The sequence below is a fragment of the Paenibacillus sp. 01T443 genome (genome assembly GCF_056398325.1).
The window spans coordinates 36,222-56,126 of record NZ_JBFTPE010000010.1; the positions used below are offsets into that span (position 1 = coordinate 36,222).

Sequence of the window (19,905 nt, forward strand, 5' to 3'; positions counted from 1 at the left end):
CAATTCTTAACCCCCTATCCAAATAGACACTCCTGCTATGTTTTTTGCTTTATATACGGTGAAACTTCTACCATCATAAGTTGTTTCAAAACTTCTTCCAGTGTCATTATCTTTTTTACCATCTACTGTAACGTAATTTTTATAGGCTTTTTCGTAAGAATTGGGATAATAAAGCTTTAATAAATCCTTGATTAATGCTTTCAATTCAGTTGTAGAAGAATAGGTGTCTATTGACGTTCTCTTTAATGATGCACTGTAACCAATCCAGAGTACATAATCATCGAATACCTCAGATCCTTTTAAATTAACTCCTACTTCTTCACGGCTGTACATAGTTTTTCCGCTAAAACTCGGCAGGGATTGAATCGTTGTGTTTAACTGCTCCTTCGTCTTCGGATAATCCACCGGCTTACCATTCTTCGCCGTCAACGTATTCATAACCATCACCACAGCCTCCGCACGAGTAGCATTTTTGTCTCCGCCCATCGTACCATCGGGATACCCCTGCATGATCTCAAGCTTCTTCGCCACAGCTAAATAGCCGGACTTCACGCCCTCCGCATCCTTACCTAGCGCTCGAATAGTCATGCGCGCGATCTCCTCACGCGTAATCACGCGATTCGGTTCAAAACTGTTTTCTTTATAATCCCCAACCTTAATGATCGATTGCTTCAATCCTGTCGCGATATAAGACCGAAACCAACCGGTATCATCAACAAACGGCGTATCGGAATCGACTGCCTTAATTTTCAATGCTGCCACCAACGATTTTAGAAATTCAGCCCGCGTCATGTTGGCATTCGGTTTAAAGGTTTTTGCATCGTAGCCATTAATCCAGCCTTGATTCACAGCTGCCGATATTTCATCCTTTGCCCAATGCGTCTTCGTATCGGTAAACGCAGCCGCAGCGGAGGCTGCTTGTGCACCCATCAGCATCGTCACCAGTAATGTCAGCGTTAGAAATATTCGTCCTATTTTTTGCATCATACCAACCACTCCCATTATTTATTAATCTGCATATGATCAAACGTCTTTTTTCGTCAAAAATACACATATTTTTACAGCCTTCATATCATTTCTTGCTGCGTTTAGCTTTTTCCTTCTTTTCCCTTCCACCCCATCCTCTCTGACCCCAACATTCCTCAAAATCAGCATCTCGCTTCATCCCTTTTCGGCATGCCACTCTCCCAAGGACAGCACCGAAACAACAAAAAAAGCACGCCCCTCCCTCTTACGAGGGTGTAAGCGTGCTTCGCCATACCTTGTATCAACTAAAATAGATGTTACTTCACACGGCAGTTTCTGTCAATATCCCCCAGACTGCTATGCGTTCGTTTGGGCGATTAGCGGTTTTTCCTTAAACAATGGAACAAGAAGCAGCATTCCTAAGAACATAATGGACCCTGCTACGGTATAAATGCCGACAAGCGGGAATACCAGCTTGAGCTGACCGGCTACCAGCGTCATGATAACCATCATGCCCATAAACATTGGGGTAAGTACGCCGTTCACGCGGCCCGTATAGGATTCCTCTGACCACTGCAGAATCATGGTGCTAATACCGATTTGAATCATAGGGAAGCCAAGTCCGCCTATAAACTGCAGCACGAGCGTTAGAGGGATGCTTGTTGATAATCCTGTACCGATCATCGTCAGCGAGCTGATTAGCAAACCAATCGCCAGCAGCTTTTGCGGAGCAATCTTCTTGGCTACGACCATGACTGCACCGCCGCCAACGAGCATTGCAATTCCGTTAACCATCAGCATGTATTGCAAAAACTCCTTCGGCTGCCCCAGGCGCTCCAGCACGATGAACAAGCCGAGTGTCTGCGCGATACCGACAGCCGTCCCTGCTAACGCAAACGTTCCACCCAGAGCTTTCAGTACCGGACTGCGCCATACGTAAGCGAAGCCGGCTTTTAGTTCCTGCCAGAATTGGCGTTCAACAACGGCATCCGTTTTCTCCACCTCACGGTCGCGAGGGATTCGGAACAAGACGACAGCCGATAATAAGAACGCTACGCCCATAACGCCAATTGAAATTTCAATGCCGAATTTTTGATACGAGATAACGCCAAGGGATGGCCCTAGTACCATAAAGATCGCCATAAGCGATTGGAACATCGCCATTGCCGATTGCAGCTGCTCTGCAGGAATATGCTGCTTAAACAGCTTCATGGCCGACGGCTGTGAAAATTGCGATAATATCGCGGACACAAACGTGGCAAAATAAACCATATGCCAGGATCCATATAGAAGCGTAATCAGCACGACAAATACGGATAGCGCTGATAAGAAATCACACCAAATCATCGTAAGACGCGGCTTCCAGCGATCCGCAAATGTCCCGCCGATGAACGAGAATACGAAAATCGGCAAAAATTCCACAAAGCCCATTAAGCTGATTGCGAACGGATCTTCGTTCGTCTTATCTGTTACATACATTAGGATGGCAAAATTCCGTACCCATATTCCGATTTGCAGCAGTACGTTTGACAGCAAAATCGTTTGGAAAAACGTATTGCGGAGCAAGCTTCCTCCAGCTCCGGCTCCCTTTACTCCTTTAGCAGACATTTTAATGTACACGCTCCCTCATTAAACAGTAATCTTTAATCCTTCGCGTTCTCTCCTGCGCCGTGGTAACCCTTCTCGCCATAAGGCCGTAGCTTCTCTACCCACTGCTCCTTTAATTCAGCGACCTCCCGGTTATATTGGCGCACCATATCAACGGGTTGCCGGCCCTCAGGATCCGTAACGTCTTTATAATCATAACGAATCTTTTGATCCAATTTAACGGTCTCGAGAACGAGAAACGAAAAATTTTCGCTGCCATATTGCTTCCATTCCTTTTGCAGTTCTTTGTTCGCATGCCCGTCAATATTAAGAACAAACTGCTCTTTTCCCCACAGCGCATCTAGATTGGTCGAGCCTCCAATATAAACTTTACCATTGGCATTATTTTTAATTTGAAAAACACCCATCAGCCGTTCGCGTTCCTGATATTCTGCCGTCAATTGCTTACGCTTTTCCTTATCCATATTCGACTCCTCCTTTCGTTCATCCGTTTGCTCCACTAAAATCCCCTTCGGCTTCGCCTTTCCGGACTTTCCTTTTTTCCCTTTGCTGCCCGCCTTCGAAGATTCACTATGCTCCTTTGAAGCTTCTACCGTATACTGCTCAAGCTGCTTTTCCCCGATGTTCGTACCCTTTACCCAATACGAGCGGCCATCGTCCGTACGATCCAAATACCCGTATTCGATCAAATAACGGCGCAAAGTCACGTAATCCTCTTCCCAGAAGCGTCTTAACCGCTCATTCACGTCCTTCTCCGTATAGCGCGTTCCGCTTTTAAAATTAGAAGAAATATGCCGCAGTATCGCTATTTTACGCTTTTCTTTACGAGGAAATGAGGCTAGCGGGCCTTCAGGCCCCTTCGGAAAATATTGCTTTAGCAGCGCCGCGTATTCGTCCTCCGTAATCACATATCGCTCATCCACCTGTGTGGCGGTAAGGTGCACAGGCACGAAGCGCGGTGCCGCAGCAGAACCCAGCTCCATCATCTCCATTATCGCGAGCTGCAGCTTCGCCTGCTTCGCCTTTTCCTTCAGCACGAAACGGTGGTTTCGTATGGTTGAAGCGCTGCCAACGCCCGTGCGGGCCATCATTTCTTGATCGGACAGTTGATCGGCAAATCCGCGTATAAGCTCTTTTTGCAAATCGGTCAGTCCCGTCTGCCTCTTATCGAGCTCCAGCAAATAATCGAGCATCGATCCATGCTCCTGCTGGACATGATGGGCAGCGTATTTACGGGCCTCGTACCACCGTCCGGATTGCTCATGGCGAAAAATCTCCCCATCCTCAAAGCGCTCTCCGCAAATCAGACAGTAATAATTGCCTTCCGCTTCTTCATACAAATAACCTAGCTTCAGCTCTTCTATCGACGATGCCCAAAACCGTTCTTCACTCTCCATAATACAAACACCCCTTTATTTCGTTTGCTTATTTAATAAACATTATATAATTATGTTTGCTTTTTATCAATCGTTACTTATATATAAAAAAAGCCGCCCTAAGGATTGCTCCTTAAAACGGCTGTTCTTTCATAAAATTCTTACGCTGCTTCTTTTCTATCCTTAGGAAGCAAAAACGCCAGTAATCCGATCAGCGGCAGAACGCTGCAAGCGATCATCACAAAGCTAAGTGAGCGGCTGTCCGCCAAATAGCCAAGCACGACTGCGCCGAGGCCGCCCATTCCAAACGCAAGACCGGTAATAAGCCCCGATGCGGTTCCTACCTTGCCAGGCATAAGCTCCTGCGCGTATACGACGCTGACGGAAAAGCCGGATTGCAGGATGAAGCCGAGCAATACGATTAACGGATAAACCCAAGGAAGCGGCAAATGCGGAAGTGCCAGCGCAAAAGGCGCGGCCCCGAGAATGGATAAAAGCATCATTTTTTTTCGTCCGATCCGATCCGCCAGAATTCCTCCAAGAAACGTACCGGCTACGCCCGCTGCCATAAACAAGAACAACGGGATTTGCGCATGCTTGATGGACAAGCCGTACGTTTCCACCACATAAAACTGATAGAAATTGCCGATGGCGGCAGCATACCATGAACGGGCGAAAACGATGGCGAACAGTATCGCAAGCGCGAATCCGATCACCTTTGGCGAAAGGGCAGCCTTCATGCTGCCTGCGGCTTTTCGCTGCTGTCTTTTGCCATCCTGCACCGCTAGCTGCGTCTTATACCAAGGCACGACTTTTAACAGTATGATGATTGCTGTAGCAGCGAGCAAGGTACCCCATATTGCGCCCTTTTGGCCAAATGGCAAAAAGATCAGCATCGTCATAAGAGGCCCAAGCATTTGACCAAAATTGCCGCCGACCTGATAAATCGATTGGGAGAACGCTCGGCGGGGACCGGCGGCCAAATGCACGACGCGCGAGCCCTCCGGATGGAATACCGCCGAACCAAGACCCACAAACACAACCGCAAGCAGCACTAAGTAAAAATTCGGGGCAAAGGCTAGGCCAGCCATCCCAATCATGCTTGAGAACATGCCGACCGGGAGCATCCATGGCGCGGGTCTTTTATCCGAAATCAAGCCAACCACAGGCTGCATGACCGACGAGGTCATATTGAGCGTAAAAGCAATCCAGCCGATTTGCGCTAAGCTTAGCCGCAGCGATTGCTCTAACACAGGAAATAAAGCCGATACGACCGACTGCATCATATCATTCATGAGATGGACGGAGCTGATGCATATTAATATGGAATATACGGTAGCTGATTTTATCGCTTCTTTGTTGATGCGACTTGTTGTAAGCGGTGCTGACATAATAAACAGGACCTGCCTTTCTTAACGAAAAGCCTTCATCTCCTATTTCGGATCATGCTGGCCATTATTATTTTGCAAATTTAATACAAACCGGACTTGGCAATTGAAGCGACGAAGCGCTCTGCTTTAACAGCCCGCTCTCTCCATCTACCGTGAAGACTACAATGTTCCCTGTTTTCTGATGCGCCACCAGTAAATGACCGCCATCAGGCGTAATGGCAAAATTTCGCGGCGACTCGCCGCCGCAATCAATATGTTGAATTAGCGTAAGCTCCGCTGTTACTTGATTAACGGCAAACACAGCGATGCTGTTATGACCGCGGTTAGAGCTGTATAAATAACGACCTGACGCACCCAGATGAATATCAGCAGCGTCGTTATAGCCGCTGTAATCTGCCGGCAGCGCCGAAATCGCTTGCCCTGCCGTCAATACACCCTGCTCAGCATCCACCTTCAGCACTGTGATTGTGGAATCCAGTTCGTTCATCACGTAACCGGCAGGCATTGCCGGATGGAAAATTAAATGTCGAGGCCCGGCCCCGCGGTGTACCTTGCTGATCCCATGCGAAGTAAGTGAAAGCTTCTCTTCGTCGAAGCGATAGATGACAACAGCATCAATTCCCAAATCGACGGCGCATACATAGGGAGAATCTCCGAGCGGCACGATGCAGTGCGCATGCGGGGCATCCTGCCTTGCCGCATTCGGGCCCAGCTCGCCGGAATGCTGCTCTACAGCTGCTGCCTCGGCTAGCTGGCCTTCTGCTGTTATTGGAAGCAATGCAACGTTGCCGCCCGTATAATTAGCTGCGAACAGCATCTGCCCCGTCTTATCCGTGCTGATATAGCAGGGATGTGCGCCGTGTGTAAGTACGCGGTTGCTTGTGGCCGACAGCGTTCCCGATTGTCCATCAATCTCAAATAGAGCTACCGAGCCTCCGCTTGCGTCTCCTGTCGCCGCCGTCTCGCTGGCTGCATACAAATGTTTTCCATTTGGATGAAGTGCTAAATACGAAGCATTTTCCAGACCAGTTAACCGCTGAATGACAGTGAGCTCGCCAGTATTTTCATCAAACGCGCAAACATGTACGGTCGCATCTTCCGTCGCTCCATATGACCCGATGTAGAGGATCTTACTCGATGTCGGTTGTCCATTTTGATTGCTCATATATACCCAACCTTTCTGACTTTTTGGCATTACAGTGACCATAGCACATGCCGCTCTAGCAAACAATGTCTTTTTTTTATAAAAGACTTCACAAATACTATTGTAACATGTTACAATGTAAGCGCTAACAATTCAGTGGTTCACATTTCTAAAGGGGGAAATTGAGATGATGAATGTTGTACTGAGCGAACGGAACGTGTATGAGGATTTTGAGCTGGAGTCGGATGTACTTTACTTTAAACTCGGTATGCAGGGACTCGTAAGCTTCCATGGCAGAAACTATAATATAAAGAAGAGAATGACTGCCGAACAGATTGCTCAGCTAACGAATGAAAGCAGCTTCTATCCGATCAGCTCTAATTGCTACATTAATATCGGAAAAATCAAGACGATCGAGGGCGGCACCATTTTCTTCGGCTCTGATATTTCCGAATCCAAACAGGTTTCAGTCAATCGCCGCAAGCAATACGTCATTCAACAGCTGTTCTCGCAGCGTGCATCAAGCAAAGACTTACGCATAACGCCATAAACGCATAAACAACCGCCCTCATTCAGCAATATGCGGAATAGGGCGGTTGTTTGTTTTGCTCTGTCCTGCTATTCTAAGGTTGAATACGATTTTTCCAGCTCATGCTTTGACGTGTTAAGCTTTTTTCAAATACTTTTTAGGAGGATTTTCATGTCTACGCAAGGACAAGCATTCGAACAATTATTCAATGACGAACAAGCTGTGTGGCTGCAATGGGGAGCTTATGAAGCAGCAGTATTGCCGGCAGTTGGTGCCAACCTCATCGCTTTCCGCGATAAAGTAAACAATTATACATTCCTGCGCGAGCCATCGCTTGAGGAAATGGACGGCTTTAGAGCTAATCCGGGCATTCACGGCATTCCTGTGCTGTTCCCGCCCAACCGTTATGAAGATGGCACCTTCACTTGGAACGGCAGAACTTATAACTTTCCTGTTAACGAAGCCAAAACCGGCAATCATTTGCACGGATTTTTCCATACAGCTGCATGGAGCGTAGAGGATTTTGGCACAAACAAAACCGAAAGCTACGTTTCGCTCAAAATTTCAATCGATGAGACTCACCCGATATATGCTTACTTGCCTCACCGCTTCACTTTGAATCTTCGTTACGCTTTGAATGATACAGGATTGCTTCAGCATGTATCGGTACATAATGAAGGAACGGAAGCGATGCCTTGCTTGATTGCTTTCCATACGACGGTCAATGCGCCGTTCGCTCCGAACAGCACAGCTGACGATTACCGCTTCACCCTTACAACCGGCAAACGCTGGGAGCTGAACGAGCGCATGCTGCCGACAGGTAACTACCAGCCGCTTGTTCCGGACGAGGAAGCCATGAAAACAACCGGAATCTCGCCTTTCTGGGAGTCGATGGACAACCATTACACAACCGAGCCGCAAAACGGCCGCAATGCGATGGAGCTTACCGATACTCGAAATGGCGTAACGCTTGTTTACGATATTGGAACAGCCTACAAGCAGTGGATGATCTGGAACAACAATGCAACGCCAGGTTTCTTCTGTCCAGAGCCGCAGCTTAATCTCGTCAACGCGCCGAATGTTAAACTGCCGGCTGAGCAAATCGGGCTTGTCTCGCTTGAGCCAGGCGGAATTTGGGAAGAAACGAGCCGCTTGTACGTCAGAAAATAGGACATACCCAAAGGATAGCAGCGAATCAGGCTGCTATCCTTTTTTTGATATAAGGACAAGAGTGACTAATGTCGAGAAAGGCTGTAAAATAAAAGCATCAGCTCCGATTATGTCGAAAATTGAAGGGAGACTATGATGCGACAGCCCGTTTGGAAAGTTCTCGCCATTGTATGTTTCTTATCCTTTATTCTTATAGCCATTCCGCAGCCTGCCGCACATGCGGGCTTCTTTGATCGAATCAAAGACATATACAATACCCCGGAAAAGATTAGCGAGCTGGAGCAGCAGTATATCGAAGCGAAGGAAGCTCTTGCCGTGCAGCAGCAGAAGCTTGAGGAGTCGGCCAAAGCAGCAGAGGAGTATGCGCTCAGGCAGCAAGAGCTTCTTGCACAAAACGAACAGCTTATTACGCAGAACGCTGATTTGCAAGCCGAAATGGACCGGATGAAGCATGACCGCCAGTCCTTGATCAGCAAGCTCATCAACACGGTTATTGTTATCGCTGTCGTTCTTATTGCTTATATCGTATCTATACGCGTATGGCGATATATGGTATGGCGTAAGCAGCGAAGCACCGGCGGAAAAGGAATTGGCGGATGAACATCACCGTTCCAGCCCAGACTGGGCATGTGCATATCTGCCTTGAAGCTGAGGACAAGCTTCATGTGCTGCATCCCAAATCCATTATCGCCTATCAAGGCGATCCCCAAAATCGCGAGGATCGCTTCATGGACCTTGCCGGCATGTACCGCAAAAAACGATGGATTCGCTCCATGCTCTCGGGTCCGTCCGAGTTCATTATCGGTTTGCCGGCAGGCTGCACGCTAGAAACGGTTCAGATCGAAGAGAAGAGCGATTTGCTGTTCGACTTCCGTCACGTCATCTTTTTCTCGGAAGGCATGAAGCTCAAATCCGTTGTACAGAAGCTGAAAAACGCATGGATAACGAAAGAATTTGTCCGTATGCGCTTCTCTGGTCCAGGTAGGCTGGGCATTATTACGGCCGGTGACGTAAAATCGATTCAGCTTCAGCCGGATCGCCCGCTATACGTAGAGACAGGCGCGCTGGTCGCTTACCCGGAGCATGCCTCTATCCAGCTTTCGGTCTATGGCAATAAGCTTGCCAGCCAGCATATGAATGTCCAATGGGAAATTCGCGGAACGGGTCCTGTGCTTATCCAAACCGGATCACGGGATGCCGAGCTTGAGGAGCAGCTCCAGAACGGAGGTTTTCTCAAGCGTATTCTTCGCGAGGTTCTGCCCTTTGGCGGAATCTACATTAAATAAAAGAGAGGCCGGACCTCCGTCAACAGACGGCAGACCAGCCTCTTCTTTATTTAAATGCCCTGAATCGAAAACCGATGCGTATAAACTTGGTTCGCATATAAGATATATTCCTTCTCCGGGCGCTGTCCCCAGCTGTCATGTCCACCAACACCTGTTTGCTTATGATTGACACGGACGACGGTTTTATCGCTTTCCGGCAGCAAATAGATATGGTCATGCGCTTCCAGCTCGGACGGCGTATAAGGCAGTACGTTCAGCTCAAAATGCGGCGCACCTCTAAGCACTAGCCCTTCGCCCTTCGCGTTCGTTACGGCAGCATGGCGGACGTCCATTTTGTTCCCGCATTCCTGCGGCCTAATATAAGGCACAAGCTGATCTCGAACCTTGCCGCTGTAAAGCCCTAGCTTACCGCCGGTCTGACGGTCCCAGTAGGTCTCGTCCGGCCCTTTGCCGTACCAACTTACTTGATCAAAGGCAGCAGGCATATGGAACAGCATGCCGACCTCAGGAATTTCAGGCAAACCTGCACCCGGCTGCAGCTCTTCATACACGCTAATCTCTCCGTCGCCGTTAACCGTATAAATCAACGACAACAGGGAAACAGAAGTCGTTGGCAAGCTGAATTGCACGCGAATGGTCAGGCTGCTTTCCTGTGCTTCCCATGTGATGGCGCGCAATATTCGCTCAGCACCCGCTTCGCGCCAGGTGGCACAGCGTTCATGCTGCTTATTGCCGCGGTCGTTATCCGTATAAGCGCGCCAGAAGTTTGGCGTTAAACCTTTGGACAGCCGCTCAGTGCCCTTCCATTTGTAGGATACAAGGCTTCCGCTGGACAAGTCGAACTTCGCGGTAAAGCTCTCGCCGTGTGCGAGCAGCGCTTCAGCCGTTTGCTCCACTTGGATCGCCGGCTTAGCTGCTCCGGAACCGATGAATAGCTTAACAGGGGCCGGCAACACGAATTGCTCAAATGCAATCTCATGCCCTGCCTCCGCCCAAAGCGTTTGCTCCTTCAATAGAAGCTGAACCGTAAGCACCGCCTCATCTTCAGCTCTCGTCAGCATTGGGAGCGAATAAGGAATCGCCAGCGTTTCCTCTGCTTCCGGCTGTGTTGCAGCTTCTAACTTGCCCGTTTCCACAACTTTTCCATTCACCGCTACCTGCCATGCAAATGTAAATTGATCGAGCGTACTGAATAAATGGCGGTTTGTCACTTTCACTTCGCCGCGCTTCAAATCAACCGCTTCGAACTTCGCGTTCTGATATACTTTCTTCACTTCTTGGAGCTTTGGCGATACGGTGCGGTCTGCGAAAATAAGGCCGTTCCCGCAGAAATTTCCGTCATGCGGCGACTCGCCAAAGTCACCGCCGTACAGCATTTTCGAAGTGCCGTTTTCATCAGTCACGCGAATCGCTTGGTCAATCCAATCCCAGATGAAGCCGCCCTGCAGAACGGGATACTTCTCGAAGATCTCCCAATACACATGCAAGCCCCCGCAGGAGTTGCCCATGGCATGGCTGTATTCGCACAAAATAAACGGCTTCTTCGGATTGCTGCGCGCGTATTGTTCAACGCCCTGCGGGTTCGTATACATATGGCTTTCGATATCCGACGCGGCTTCCGAGGCGCGCCAATGGAAGATGCCCTCATAGTGAACGACGCGGGAAGGATCCGCTTCACGTAGGAAATCATGCATTTTAACAAAATTGTCGCCGCCAAACGCTTCGTTGCCGAGCGACCAAATGACGATCGACGCATGGTTCTTGTCACGCTGGAACATCGAATTGCAGCGGTCCAGCACCGCACCCGTCCATTCAGGCAAGCTTCCCGGAACCGTCGCGCCCARCTCCTTCTGGCCATAAGACCATGCGCCATGCGTCTCCAGATTCGTCTCATCGATAACATATAAGCCGTATTCGTCACACAGCTTATACCAGAGCGAATTATTCGGATAATGCGAGGTCCGAACGGCATTAATGTTATACTGCTTCATCAGCAATACATCTTTGCGCATATCCGCTTCATTAATCGCCCTGCCTGTATCGCAGGAGAACTCATGACGATTTACCCCTTTGAACATGATGCGCCGCCCATTGATTTGCATGAGCCCATCCTTGATTTCGAACTTGCGGAAGCCCACCTTGCAGCTGATCGCCTCCAGCAGCGTGCCGTCCTCCGACTTCAAGCTGAGAATCAGCGTATACAAATTCGGCTGCTCCGCACTCCATTTCAGCGGATTTATTACTGCTGCGCGCAGCTGTACGGCGGCAAGCCCTTCTCCCGCAACCTCCGTCTGGATCGATAACGGCTCTTCAAATACGGGTACGCGCTTCGCATCGTAAAGCGCAGCCTCGACTGTAATGGTCCCTAGCGGCTTAACAAAATAATTGAGAAGCTTAGCATCAACGATGAACTCCGCATCTTTGAACTGCTCATCAAGCTCTGTTTTCACAAAATAATCGTAAATATGCGCCTCAGGCGTCGTATACAAATACACATCGCGGAAAATTCCGCTCATCCGCCAGAAATCCTGATCCTCCAGCCAGCTTGCATCGCTCCAGCGATAGACCTCTACGGCAAGCTTATTCTCGCCCTGAACGAGATAAGGGGTTAAATCGAATTCAGATGGCGTAAACGTATCTTGGCTAAATCCGACAAGCTCGCCGTTCAGCCACACATAAAATGCCGACTCGACGCCTTGGAAGCTGATAAACACGGGCTTGCCGCCCCAACCCTCCGGCACCGAAAATGTCCGCGCATACGAGCCAACAGGATTGTACGCAGTCGGGGCAAACGGCGCTTTAATATCCTCGTTGCCATCCCATGGGTATTTGACATTCGTGTACTGCGGATAATCATAGCCCTGCAGCTGCCAATGGGCAGGTACCGTAATGCTGTCCCACTCGCTGTGATCGAAACCTTCTTCATAGAAGTTGGCGATTCGGGCTTCCGCATTAGCCGCAAACGCAAATTTCCACTCGCCGTTCAGCGTTAAATAGTTAGAGGATTTGTTATGGCTTCCTTCCCAGGCTTCTTCAAGCGTGTCAAAGGGCATTAACGAAGCATGCGCGTCCATGCGGTTGATTCGATAGATTTCAGGATTGTTGTTCCACTCCGGATAACCGTTAGCCGGCGGCGTATAAATGAGCTTTTTCCGCATAAATGTATGCACCTCGTTATTGTTTTATTAAATGATATTCACATTATAATGCATTCCGATTACACGTTTAATAAAAGAATTTTAATATGACCTATCAAAATATGAATATATTTTAGAGGAGCGAAGTCATACTCGCAGCCGTAGGCACCCAGTATTTACCGCTAAATATAAAGCGCTTTCTCTATTAAAATGGAAAAGCAGGCCATTCTTCTACATAGAGAGGATCAATCAACATGAAAAAGAGAATGAAACAGCTCATTTGCAGCACCGCCATGTTAGCTCTCATAACCGCTCTGCCTTTCACGGCATCTGCCGCATCCTACACGGTTCAGAAAAACGATACCCTATGGATAATCGGCACCAAGTACAGCACGACCGCCGCGCAATTGAAAAAACTAAACGGACTTACCTCGGATTCGCTCATTATAGGACAGAGACTGCTTGTACCTGATCCGCCAGAATTTACTTCTGCAATCGTTCTCACAGATGATACGATGTGGAAAATCGCGCAGCGCTACAATGTTCCGCTTCCTAAGCTGATCGCGGCTAATCCCCAACTGCCCAACCCAAACAACATTTGGACAGGTCTGAGCATTCGAATYCCCAAATCGCCTAAGCAATATTTGAATGGCGTGTTTCCGATCGCAAAAGGTAAATATACGCCATTCTCGAACAGCTATGCGGAAGCCCGTTCCTGGTCGGCAGACGGTGCTGCGGTACGCGCTCATGAAGGTGTGGATATTTTAGCGCCCAAAGGAACAGCAGTATACAGTGCGATGGGCGGTACGATAGTCAAAGCAGGCTGGAATGAATACGGCGGCTGGCGGATAACGATTCGCGTCGACGACAACACCGAGTTTTATTACGCGCATTTATCCAAATACGCGACCGGCATAAAAGAAGGCGTCAAAGTTGCTGCCGGTCAATTGATCGGCTATGTGGGCAGCACCGGCTACGGCCCGGAAGGAACGGAAGGGAAATTCGTCACTCACCTCCATTTCGGCATATACAAACAATCGCCGAGCTATCATGCGATTGATCCTTATCTGTATCTCAAATGGTGGTCGTTGTAACCGAATAAGGATAAAATTATTATGTCTTATCATGCAAAAAAGGTTGATCGGGCTCGATGTCCTGATCAACCTTTCTTAATCCTCCGATATGCCCTCTTACAGCTGCAGCTGCTTCAGGTTATAAAACTCACCCTTGCTCGCCATCAGCTCGTCGAAGGTGCCGACCTCGGCAATACGTCCATGCTTCATGACGACGATACGGTCAGCATCGCGAATCGTCGACAATCGGTGAGCAACGATAAAGGTCGTGCGGCCCTTAATAAGCTCCTGCATCGCCTTCTGGACATGAAATTCCGACTCATTATCAAGTGCTGAGGTCGCCTCATCCAAAATAATGATGCTCGGTTCGCGCACAAGCGCTCTCGCGATAGCGATACGCTGGCGCTGTCCGCCAGACAGCTTGCCGCCATGCTCCCCAACCATCGTATCCAATCCGTCAGGCAGCTGCCCGATAAACTCCGATAGGTTAGCCATCTCAACGACACGTTTGACCTGCGCATCTGTGATATCGCGAAGTCCGTACGTAATATTGTCGCGAATCGTCCCCGAAAACAAAATATTCGTCTGCGGCACAACAGCCAAATGTTTGCGATAGCTGCGAAGATCGATATCGGCCAAGTCGATGCCGTCCATCAGCACCTTCCCGCCTGTCGGCTGAAGAAAGCCGATTACGAGATTGAGCACCGTAGATTTGCCCGCGCCGGATGCGCCAACAAAGGCGATGCATTCGCCTGCCTCCACATTTAGCGTAACGTCCTCCAGCACATGATGCTCGCTCCCCGGGTACGAAAGCTCGACTCCTTGGAACGAAAATTCGCCGCGCACGCCATCCAGCTTTCTTTTGCCGCTGTTGTTTTCAATATCCGTCGATACCAATATTTCTTTAATCGAATGAATGGACTCCAAGCCCTTTGCGATTTGCGGATAAATGTTAATGAGACCGGTAACCGAAGCCAAAATCATAGAAAAGAAGCCTTGGTACATAACCACATCGCCTACTTGTATCTCGCCTTGGTAAGCAAGATAAGCCGTAAAGATCAGACAAAGCACTTGAAAAATCTGAAAGGTAACCCAGTTCGTTGAGCCAAAATAGGCTTCAACCAGATCAAGGCGGTAGCCCTTGCCTTGAATGCTGCGCAGCGTCGAATCTATCCGTGCAATTTCTACCTTCTCCAGACCGTGCGCACGCGTGATCGGAATCATCTCCACCATTTCCGAGACGCGCGAGGACATCTGTTCGATCTCCTTGCGGAATTCCTTGTTCGACTTTCTAATTTTGCGGCGGAAAATAGTTACGATCGTAATGGACATCGGAATCGTCAGTACAAAAAACAATGACACGATCCAGCTGCTGTTCAGCGTAATGACAAACGATACAATGATGTTAACGACGGCAGGAGCCAGCGCGATCATAAACTGCTTAGACATCATCTCAACTGCTTCTACATCACGAAGCACCTTCGACTGCAGCTTGCCCGCCGGCAGCTCGCGGTGCTGATTGATAGACAGCTGCTGCAGCTTCCGCACCAATGCGCTTCGCAGCCCCGCTTCAACGTATCTTACCGCGCGGCTTAGAAAGGATATGTAAGCGGCATGCGTCGGTATATTTTGCAAGATAACAATCAATATAATGAAAAAATTAACCCAGATGCCGCTAATCGGATACTTTCCCGGATTCGTAGCGATGTTTATAATATTTGCGGTTACGATCGGCAGCACGTAGACTGGCGCGCTCTTAATCAATAAAAATAATAAGGAAACCAGCAGGTTGGCGAAATTTCCTTTGTAGAGTGATAACAAAAATCTTAACGGACTCGCGTCCTCCTCTAAGGATGCATTTTCGAATGTGCTGGCCAGGCCTCTTGCAGCCACCCCAAGCCTTGCTTTCTCTACTCTCTCTGACATTTCTCTCTCCATCTCTCTGCAGCTCATCTCGCTCGTAAACACGTGTTTATTCAAAGCGCTACGGCACAATATTACGCTCATATCGTGCTGCTGTAAATATTGTATCTTGCGCTTATTATATTCATTTTGGCTAAACGGCTACCGATGCTTGCCTTTATAATCCTTTGGTGTTTCTCCCGTCATCTTCTTGAACAGCTTATTGAAATAGACCGGATCGCTATAGCCCACCAGCTGCGATATTTCATAGTTTTTCAAATTCGGGTGATCCGTCAGAAACTGCTTTGCCTTCTCGATCCGGATATCGATTAAATAATCCGTCAGCGTCATGCCCGTTTCCTGCTTGAATAAACGGCTCAAATAATTGGCGCTCATGCCGACCGTCTCGGCCATTCGTTCCATTTCGAAGTTTTTATCGTATTCCTGCTCTAGAATGGATTTCATCTGCTCGATGACATGATGTTCTTTTTCCTTTGAAATCGACTCCAACGGCAGGTTAGGCTCATTCGGTTCTCCAGCAAGCATGCTTTCATCGCGCTCTTGCTTAATCCTAATCAGGAGATCATATAGATTCGCTTTATCGACCGGCTTGAGCAAATAATCCCGCACGCCGTGACGCAGCGCCTTTCGGGCATATTCAAATTCGCTAAAGCCGCTGAGCACGATCGTCGCAATCGTCTTGTCGCGCAAATGCTCGATGAGCCTCAAGCCGTCCATCATCGGCATTTTTATATCGGTAATAAGCACATCCAACTCACCTTCGCCAAGCTTCGAAATATGCGCCCAAGCATCCATTCCGTTGCTGTACGAGCCGATGACCGTAATGTCCAGGTCCATTTTCGTTAGTATTTTTTCAAGGCCTAATCGTATAAATTCCTCATCATCCGCGATGATAATGTTCATGCCAGTTCGCTCCTTTCGCGTGCGCCTCTTCTAGTTTGCGCTAAAATAGGTACCGCTGCAACGCAAGCGTAAACTGCTGACGCCATCTTTAGCGGCAGAAGCTCGTTTCGCGATGAAATATAAGCATTGTATAAGGTTAAAATTTATACTTTCTTATATTTGAAAAAAAAGCGGACGGTTATTTAACCGCACCGCTTGTAACACCCGCGAATATATATTTTTGCAAGAAAATATACATGATTGCCGTTGGTATCATAATAATGAGAATGGCAGATGAAATCATTTGCCAATCACCGCTGTTAACCCCAAAGAAACGCATGAGTGATGTGGAGACAACGACATGCTCGGCCCTAGGCAAGTAAAGCAGCGGAATAAACATATCATTATAGATGCTGATTGTTTTCAAAATAATGATAGTCGCCGTTGCCGGAGCAAGCAATGGGAAGATGATCGAGCGGAAAATCCGGATTAATGAAGCCCCCTCCAGCATTGCGCTTTCATCCAGCTCGTTTGGAATGTTCCGAATGAATTGCAGGTAAATGTAGATTTGCAAGATATCCGCACCGACATAGATTAGTACAGGACCCATCAGATTATTCGTCAAGCCAAGCGCTTGAATCGTTTTGTAGTTGACGACCTGCGTTGTAATAGCCGGAATAATCGTAGCAAATAAGAACAGTCCAACAATCGGCCCCTTAAACTTAAAATTGAAGCGCCCAACTGCATAACAAAACGCTGATCCAATCAAAATATTTAAGATTAGCGTAATTGCGATGATGAATAACGTGTTTCCGAATGCATGCAGCATATCGGCTTGCTTGAAGGCTTGAGCAAAGTTTTTCAAATAAAGAAAGCTGTCCGGCATCGCAATGGTCGATTTGTCATGGAATTCATCCTTCGTCTTAAACGCGTTGACGACGATGATATACGGCGGGAATAAAATCGCAAATGCCGCCAATACGAGGCTGATATATTTGATTGTGTCCCATAGCTTATTGGATTTATTCACCGATTACTCCCCCTTTCCTTTCAATAAAAAGCGTTGAATCGACAATACGATAATAACAAAGAGCAGCAAGACAACGCTCATCGCGGATGCTAAGCCATAATTGTTAAATTGGAAGGCCGTCTCGACGATTTTCATAACGAAGGTTTCACTCGATCCCGCCGGTCCGCCCTTGGTCAAGATATAAGGCAGATCGAATACCTCGAGCGCCCCGGTAACGGTAAGAAACAAATTAAGCTCTATAATTTTATAGATGTTAGGAAGCGTAATGCTGATAAACTTTTGCCACCCGTTTGCGCCGTCTATTGAAGCTGCTTCATAGATATCGTTCGGTATGGATTGAAGCGCGGCCAAATAAATAACCATGTTAAAGCCCATGAAACGCCAGAAGCCAATGGAAGCAAGCGTGTAGTTTACGAACGATCCGTTACCGAGCCAGCTCGTTTTCGACAAAGCATCAAAACCAAGCTGTCCAAGTAGATAGTTCAATGATCCGTTTGTTGTATCAAATACGTAACCGAATAAGTATGCAACAGCAACGCCGTTTAGGATGTACGGTAAAAATAGCAGCAGCCTGAAAAAGTTTTTTCCTTTAAGCTTGCTATTTAGCACCACCGCAAAATAAATCGCGGCAATATTTTGTACGACTCCTATAGCGAAATAGGCAAAGTTATGTTTGAAAACTCCGAAGATTTCAGGATTAGCAAATACTTCTTTATAATTTGACCAACCAATCCAAGCCTTATCAGGACTTAATCCGTCCCAGCTTGTAAAGCTTAAACGAATGAGTTCAAGCGCCGGATAATAGGCGAATGTCAGCAGCAGCAGCAGCGGCAATGCGACAAATCCAATGATTACAACGTTCTTTTGTGTTTTGAAAGGCAATCTGCTAAACATGGAACAACCCCATCCTCCCTGCGTCTTTCTAATCAGAATGCGCAGGATGGATAACCGCGAAGCGGATCATCCATCCTGCATGCCATCCTTATTCTTACAAACCTAGATCTTTTTTCGCTTTCGCCCAAGCCGTGTTCACTTTGTCGAGAACCTTTTGCGGATCTTTAGACAATACGAACTCTTGAACAACTGCGGCTTGATCAAGCTGCGCTTTGTTTTGAATTTGCGTAGCTGCATCTACCGGTGCTGCCGGCTCGAAGAATTTAGGAGTGAAGCTGTTAAACTCAGTAAGCTGCGGAAGCTTAGATTCTTTATCTTTCAAAGTTGGAATGAAGCCTGCGAAATCATCATAACCCGATTCTTCAATCATCCAATGCACGAACGCTTTACCTGCTTCTACATTGCCGCCTTTGTTAACCGCGTAGAAGAAGTCAGGGTTAAGAGGTGCTTTGGCTTCGCCGGAGTTGTCGGATGGGAATGGGAAGAACCCAATATCCTCTGCTGCAGCGCCATTTTCAATAACTTGGTTGATTACCCAGTTGCCGAGCAGGTACATACCGAATTTACCGGATGCTACGTCTTTTTTCGATTGCTCCCAGTTCGTCGAGTTTACGTCTGTTTCCAGGAACCCTTTTGTATACAAGTCACGCAGGATACTCCATGATTTGCCGTATGCGTTGTCAAGCGTGTAAGGCGTGTCGCTTTCAGCACGTTTGTTTTGGTGATCGGAAGCAGAGCCGATAAGCGTTGGTACATCATATACCCAAGCATCAAGCGGCCATTTGTCTTTAAAGTTCGAAGCAAGCGGAACGATGCCTGCGTCTTTCAGCTTTTGCGATGCTGCAAGGAATTCATCGTATGTTTTTGGAAGAGCCGTGATACCTGCTTTTTCGAAAGCCTTTTTGTTATACACGATGCCTACTGTCGATGCGCCTGAAGAAATACCGTACATTTTGCCTTCGTTTGCTTTCAAATCTTTGAAGTGAATGTCGCCGGAAAACGCGATATCGTCAAGCGGAGCAAAATAATTAGCCAGCTCTACGTTTGGAATCGTCGGCACAAACACAACATCAGGGAAATCGCCGGAAGCGATACGGATTTTCAATGTTTTATCATAATCAGTGATCGCTTCGAATTTAAGATCTACGCCAGGATATTTTTCTTCAAAACGTTTCTCATAATCAACGTACTGCTTATCGATCATGTCTGTACGGTTTGTTAAGAAAACAACATCGCCCGTAATTTTTGAAGCTTCTTCGGTACCGCCGTTTTCCGGCTTATTTGTAGCTGTGTCGTTCGTGCTCGGCTTGTTAGTAGCCGTATTTCCGTTCGAATTTGTGTTATTCCCACCACACGCAGCTAACGATGTTAGCATAACTACAGAAACAAGTGCTAACGAAATGACTTTTTTCATTTATTAAATCCCCCTCAGCTCTTTTTGATTCCGCTTACATTACGATAATACCTCATAAAAAACAGTTCTAAAATGGTTTAAA

General features: G+C 47.7%; 16 protein-coding genes. 5 read left to right on the top strand and 11 right to left on the bottom strand.

The features are described 5' to 3' along the window. Positions 1–6: 6 nt before the first annotated feature. The 5 genes from AC1DLI_RS19705 to AC1DLI_RS19725 form a co-directional block, all read right to left on the bottom strand. Positions 7–987, bottom strand: a complete 981-nt coding sequence (locus tag AC1DLI_RS19705; RefSeq protein WP_477605586.1) for an S-layer homology domain-containing protein — start codon at positions 985–987, stop codon at positions 7–9. A 336-nt stretch (positions 988–1,323) separates the two neighbouring features. After that, the gene (locus AC1DLI_RS19710) at positions 1,324–2,574 is read right to left on the bottom strand and encodes an MFS transporter (protein ID WP_477605588.1); all 1,251 of its coding nucleotides are present in this window, start codon (positions 2,572–2,574) and stop codon (positions 1,324–1,326) included. Positions 2,575–2,609: 35 nt separating this feature from the next. Continuing rightward, a complete protein-coding gene (locus tag AC1DLI_RS19715; protein ID WP_477605590.1) occupies positions 2,610–3,971 on the bottom strand; it encodes a DUF2087 domain-containing protein in 1,362 nt (453 codons plus the stop codon). A 140-nt stretch (positions 3,972–4,111) separates the two neighbouring features. Continuing rightward, positions 4,112–5,341 (bottom strand): MFS transporter, encoded by a 1,230-nt coding sequence (locus AC1DLI_RS19720; protein WP_477605592.1) that lies wholly within the window; start codon positions 5,339–5,341, stop codon positions 4,112–4,114. 67 nt (positions 5,342–5,408) lie between these two features. Then, complete coding sequence (locus AC1DLI_RS19725) at positions 5,409–6,506, bottom strand: lactonase family protein (RefSeq protein ID WP_477605594.1); 1,098 nt, start codon at positions 6,504–6,506, stop codon at positions 5,409–5,411. A gap of 166 nt (positions 6,507–6,672) precedes the next feature. Between AC1DLI_RS19725 and AC1DLI_RS19730 the strand changes: the two genes are divergently transcribed. The 4 genes from AC1DLI_RS19730 (at position 6,673) to AC1DLI_RS19745 (ending at position 9,470) form a co-directional block, all read left to right on the top strand. Then, the gene (locus tag AC1DLI_RS19730) at positions 6,673–7,035 is read left to right on the top strand and encodes a LytTR family transcriptional regulator DNA-binding domain-containing protein (protein WP_308994175.1); all 363 of its coding nucleotides are present in this window, start codon (positions 6,673–6,675) and stop codon (positions 7,033–7,035) included. Positions 7,036–7,185: 150 nt separating this feature from the next. Beyond that, the gene (locus AC1DLI_RS19735; protein ID WP_477605597.1) at positions 7,186–8,184 is read left to right on the top strand and encodes an aldose epimerase family protein; all 999 of its coding nucleotides are present in this window, start codon (positions 7,186–7,188) and stop codon (positions 8,182–8,184) included. Positions 8,185–8,319: 135 nt separating this feature from the next. Further along, a complete protein-coding gene (locus AC1DLI_RS19740; protein WP_477605599.1) occupies positions 8,320–8,784 on the top strand; it encodes a hypothetical protein in 465 nt (154 codons plus the stop codon). Further along, complete coding sequence (locus AC1DLI_RS19745; protein WP_477605601.1) at positions 8,781–9,470, top strand: AIM24 family protein; 690 nt, start codon at positions 8,781–8,783, stop codon at positions 9,468–9,470. Before AC1DLI_RS19740 ends, AC1DLI_RS19745 begins: the two co-directional genes overlap by 4 nt. A gap of 50 nt (positions 9,471–9,520) precedes the next feature. Here the strand turns inward: AC1DLI_RS19745 and lacZ are convergent, their stop codons facing one another. Continuing rightward, a complete protein-coding gene (gene lacZ, locus AC1DLI_RS19750) occupies positions 9,521–12,628 on the bottom strand; it encodes a beta-galactosidase, LacZ type (protein WP_477605603.1) in 3,108 nt (1,035 codons plus the stop codon). Between the two features lie 233 nt (positions 12,629–12,861). On the opposite strand from lacZ, the gene AC1DLI_RS19755 reads away from it, so the two are divergent. Continuing rightward, complete coding sequence (locus tag AC1DLI_RS19755) at positions 12,862–13,701, top strand: LysM peptidoglycan-binding domain-containing protein (protein ID WP_477605605.1); 840 nt, start codon at positions 12,862–12,864, stop codon at positions 13,699–13,701. A 96-nt stretch (positions 13,702–13,797) separates the two neighbouring features. Here the strand turns inward: AC1DLI_RS19755 and AC1DLI_RS19760 are convergent, their stop codons facing one another. The 5 genes from AC1DLI_RS19760 to AC1DLI_RS19780 all read right to left on the bottom strand — a co-directional run bounded on the left by AC1DLI_RS19760 (position 13,798) and on the right by AC1DLI_RS19780 (position 19,823). Next, complete coding sequence (locus AC1DLI_RS19760; protein WP_477605607.1) at positions 13,798–15,606, bottom strand: ABC transporter ATP-binding protein; 1,809 nt, start codon at positions 15,604–15,606, stop codon at positions 13,798–13,800. Between the two features lie 138 nt (positions 15,607–15,744). Further along, positions 15,745–16,506, bottom strand: coding sequence for a response regulator transcription factor (locus AC1DLI_RS19765; RefSeq protein ID WP_477605609.1), 762 nt, complete (start codon positions 16,504–16,506; stop codon positions 15,745–15,747). Positions 16,507–16,684: 178 nt separating this feature from the next. Beyond that, a complete protein-coding gene (locus tag AC1DLI_RS19770; protein WP_308994167.1) occupies positions 16,685–17,515 on the bottom strand; it encodes a carbohydrate ABC transporter permease in 831 nt (276 codons plus the stop codon). Positions 17,516–17,518: 3 nt separating this feature from the next. Continuing rightward, on the bottom strand, positions 17,519–18,409 hold the full coding sequence (locus AC1DLI_RS19775; protein WP_477605611.1) for a carbohydrate ABC transporter permease: 891 nt from the start codon (positions 18,407–18,409) through the stop codon (positions 17,519–17,521). Between the two features lie 94 nt (positions 18,410–18,503). Continuing rightward, positions 18,504–19,823 carry an ABC transporter substrate-binding protein gene (locus AC1DLI_RS19780; protein WP_477605613.1) on the bottom strand — a complete coding sequence of 440 codons (1,320 nt, stop codon included), beginning with the start codon at positions 19,821–19,823 and terminating at the stop codon, positions 18,504–18,506. Positions 19,824–19,905: the final 82 nt, after the last annotated feature.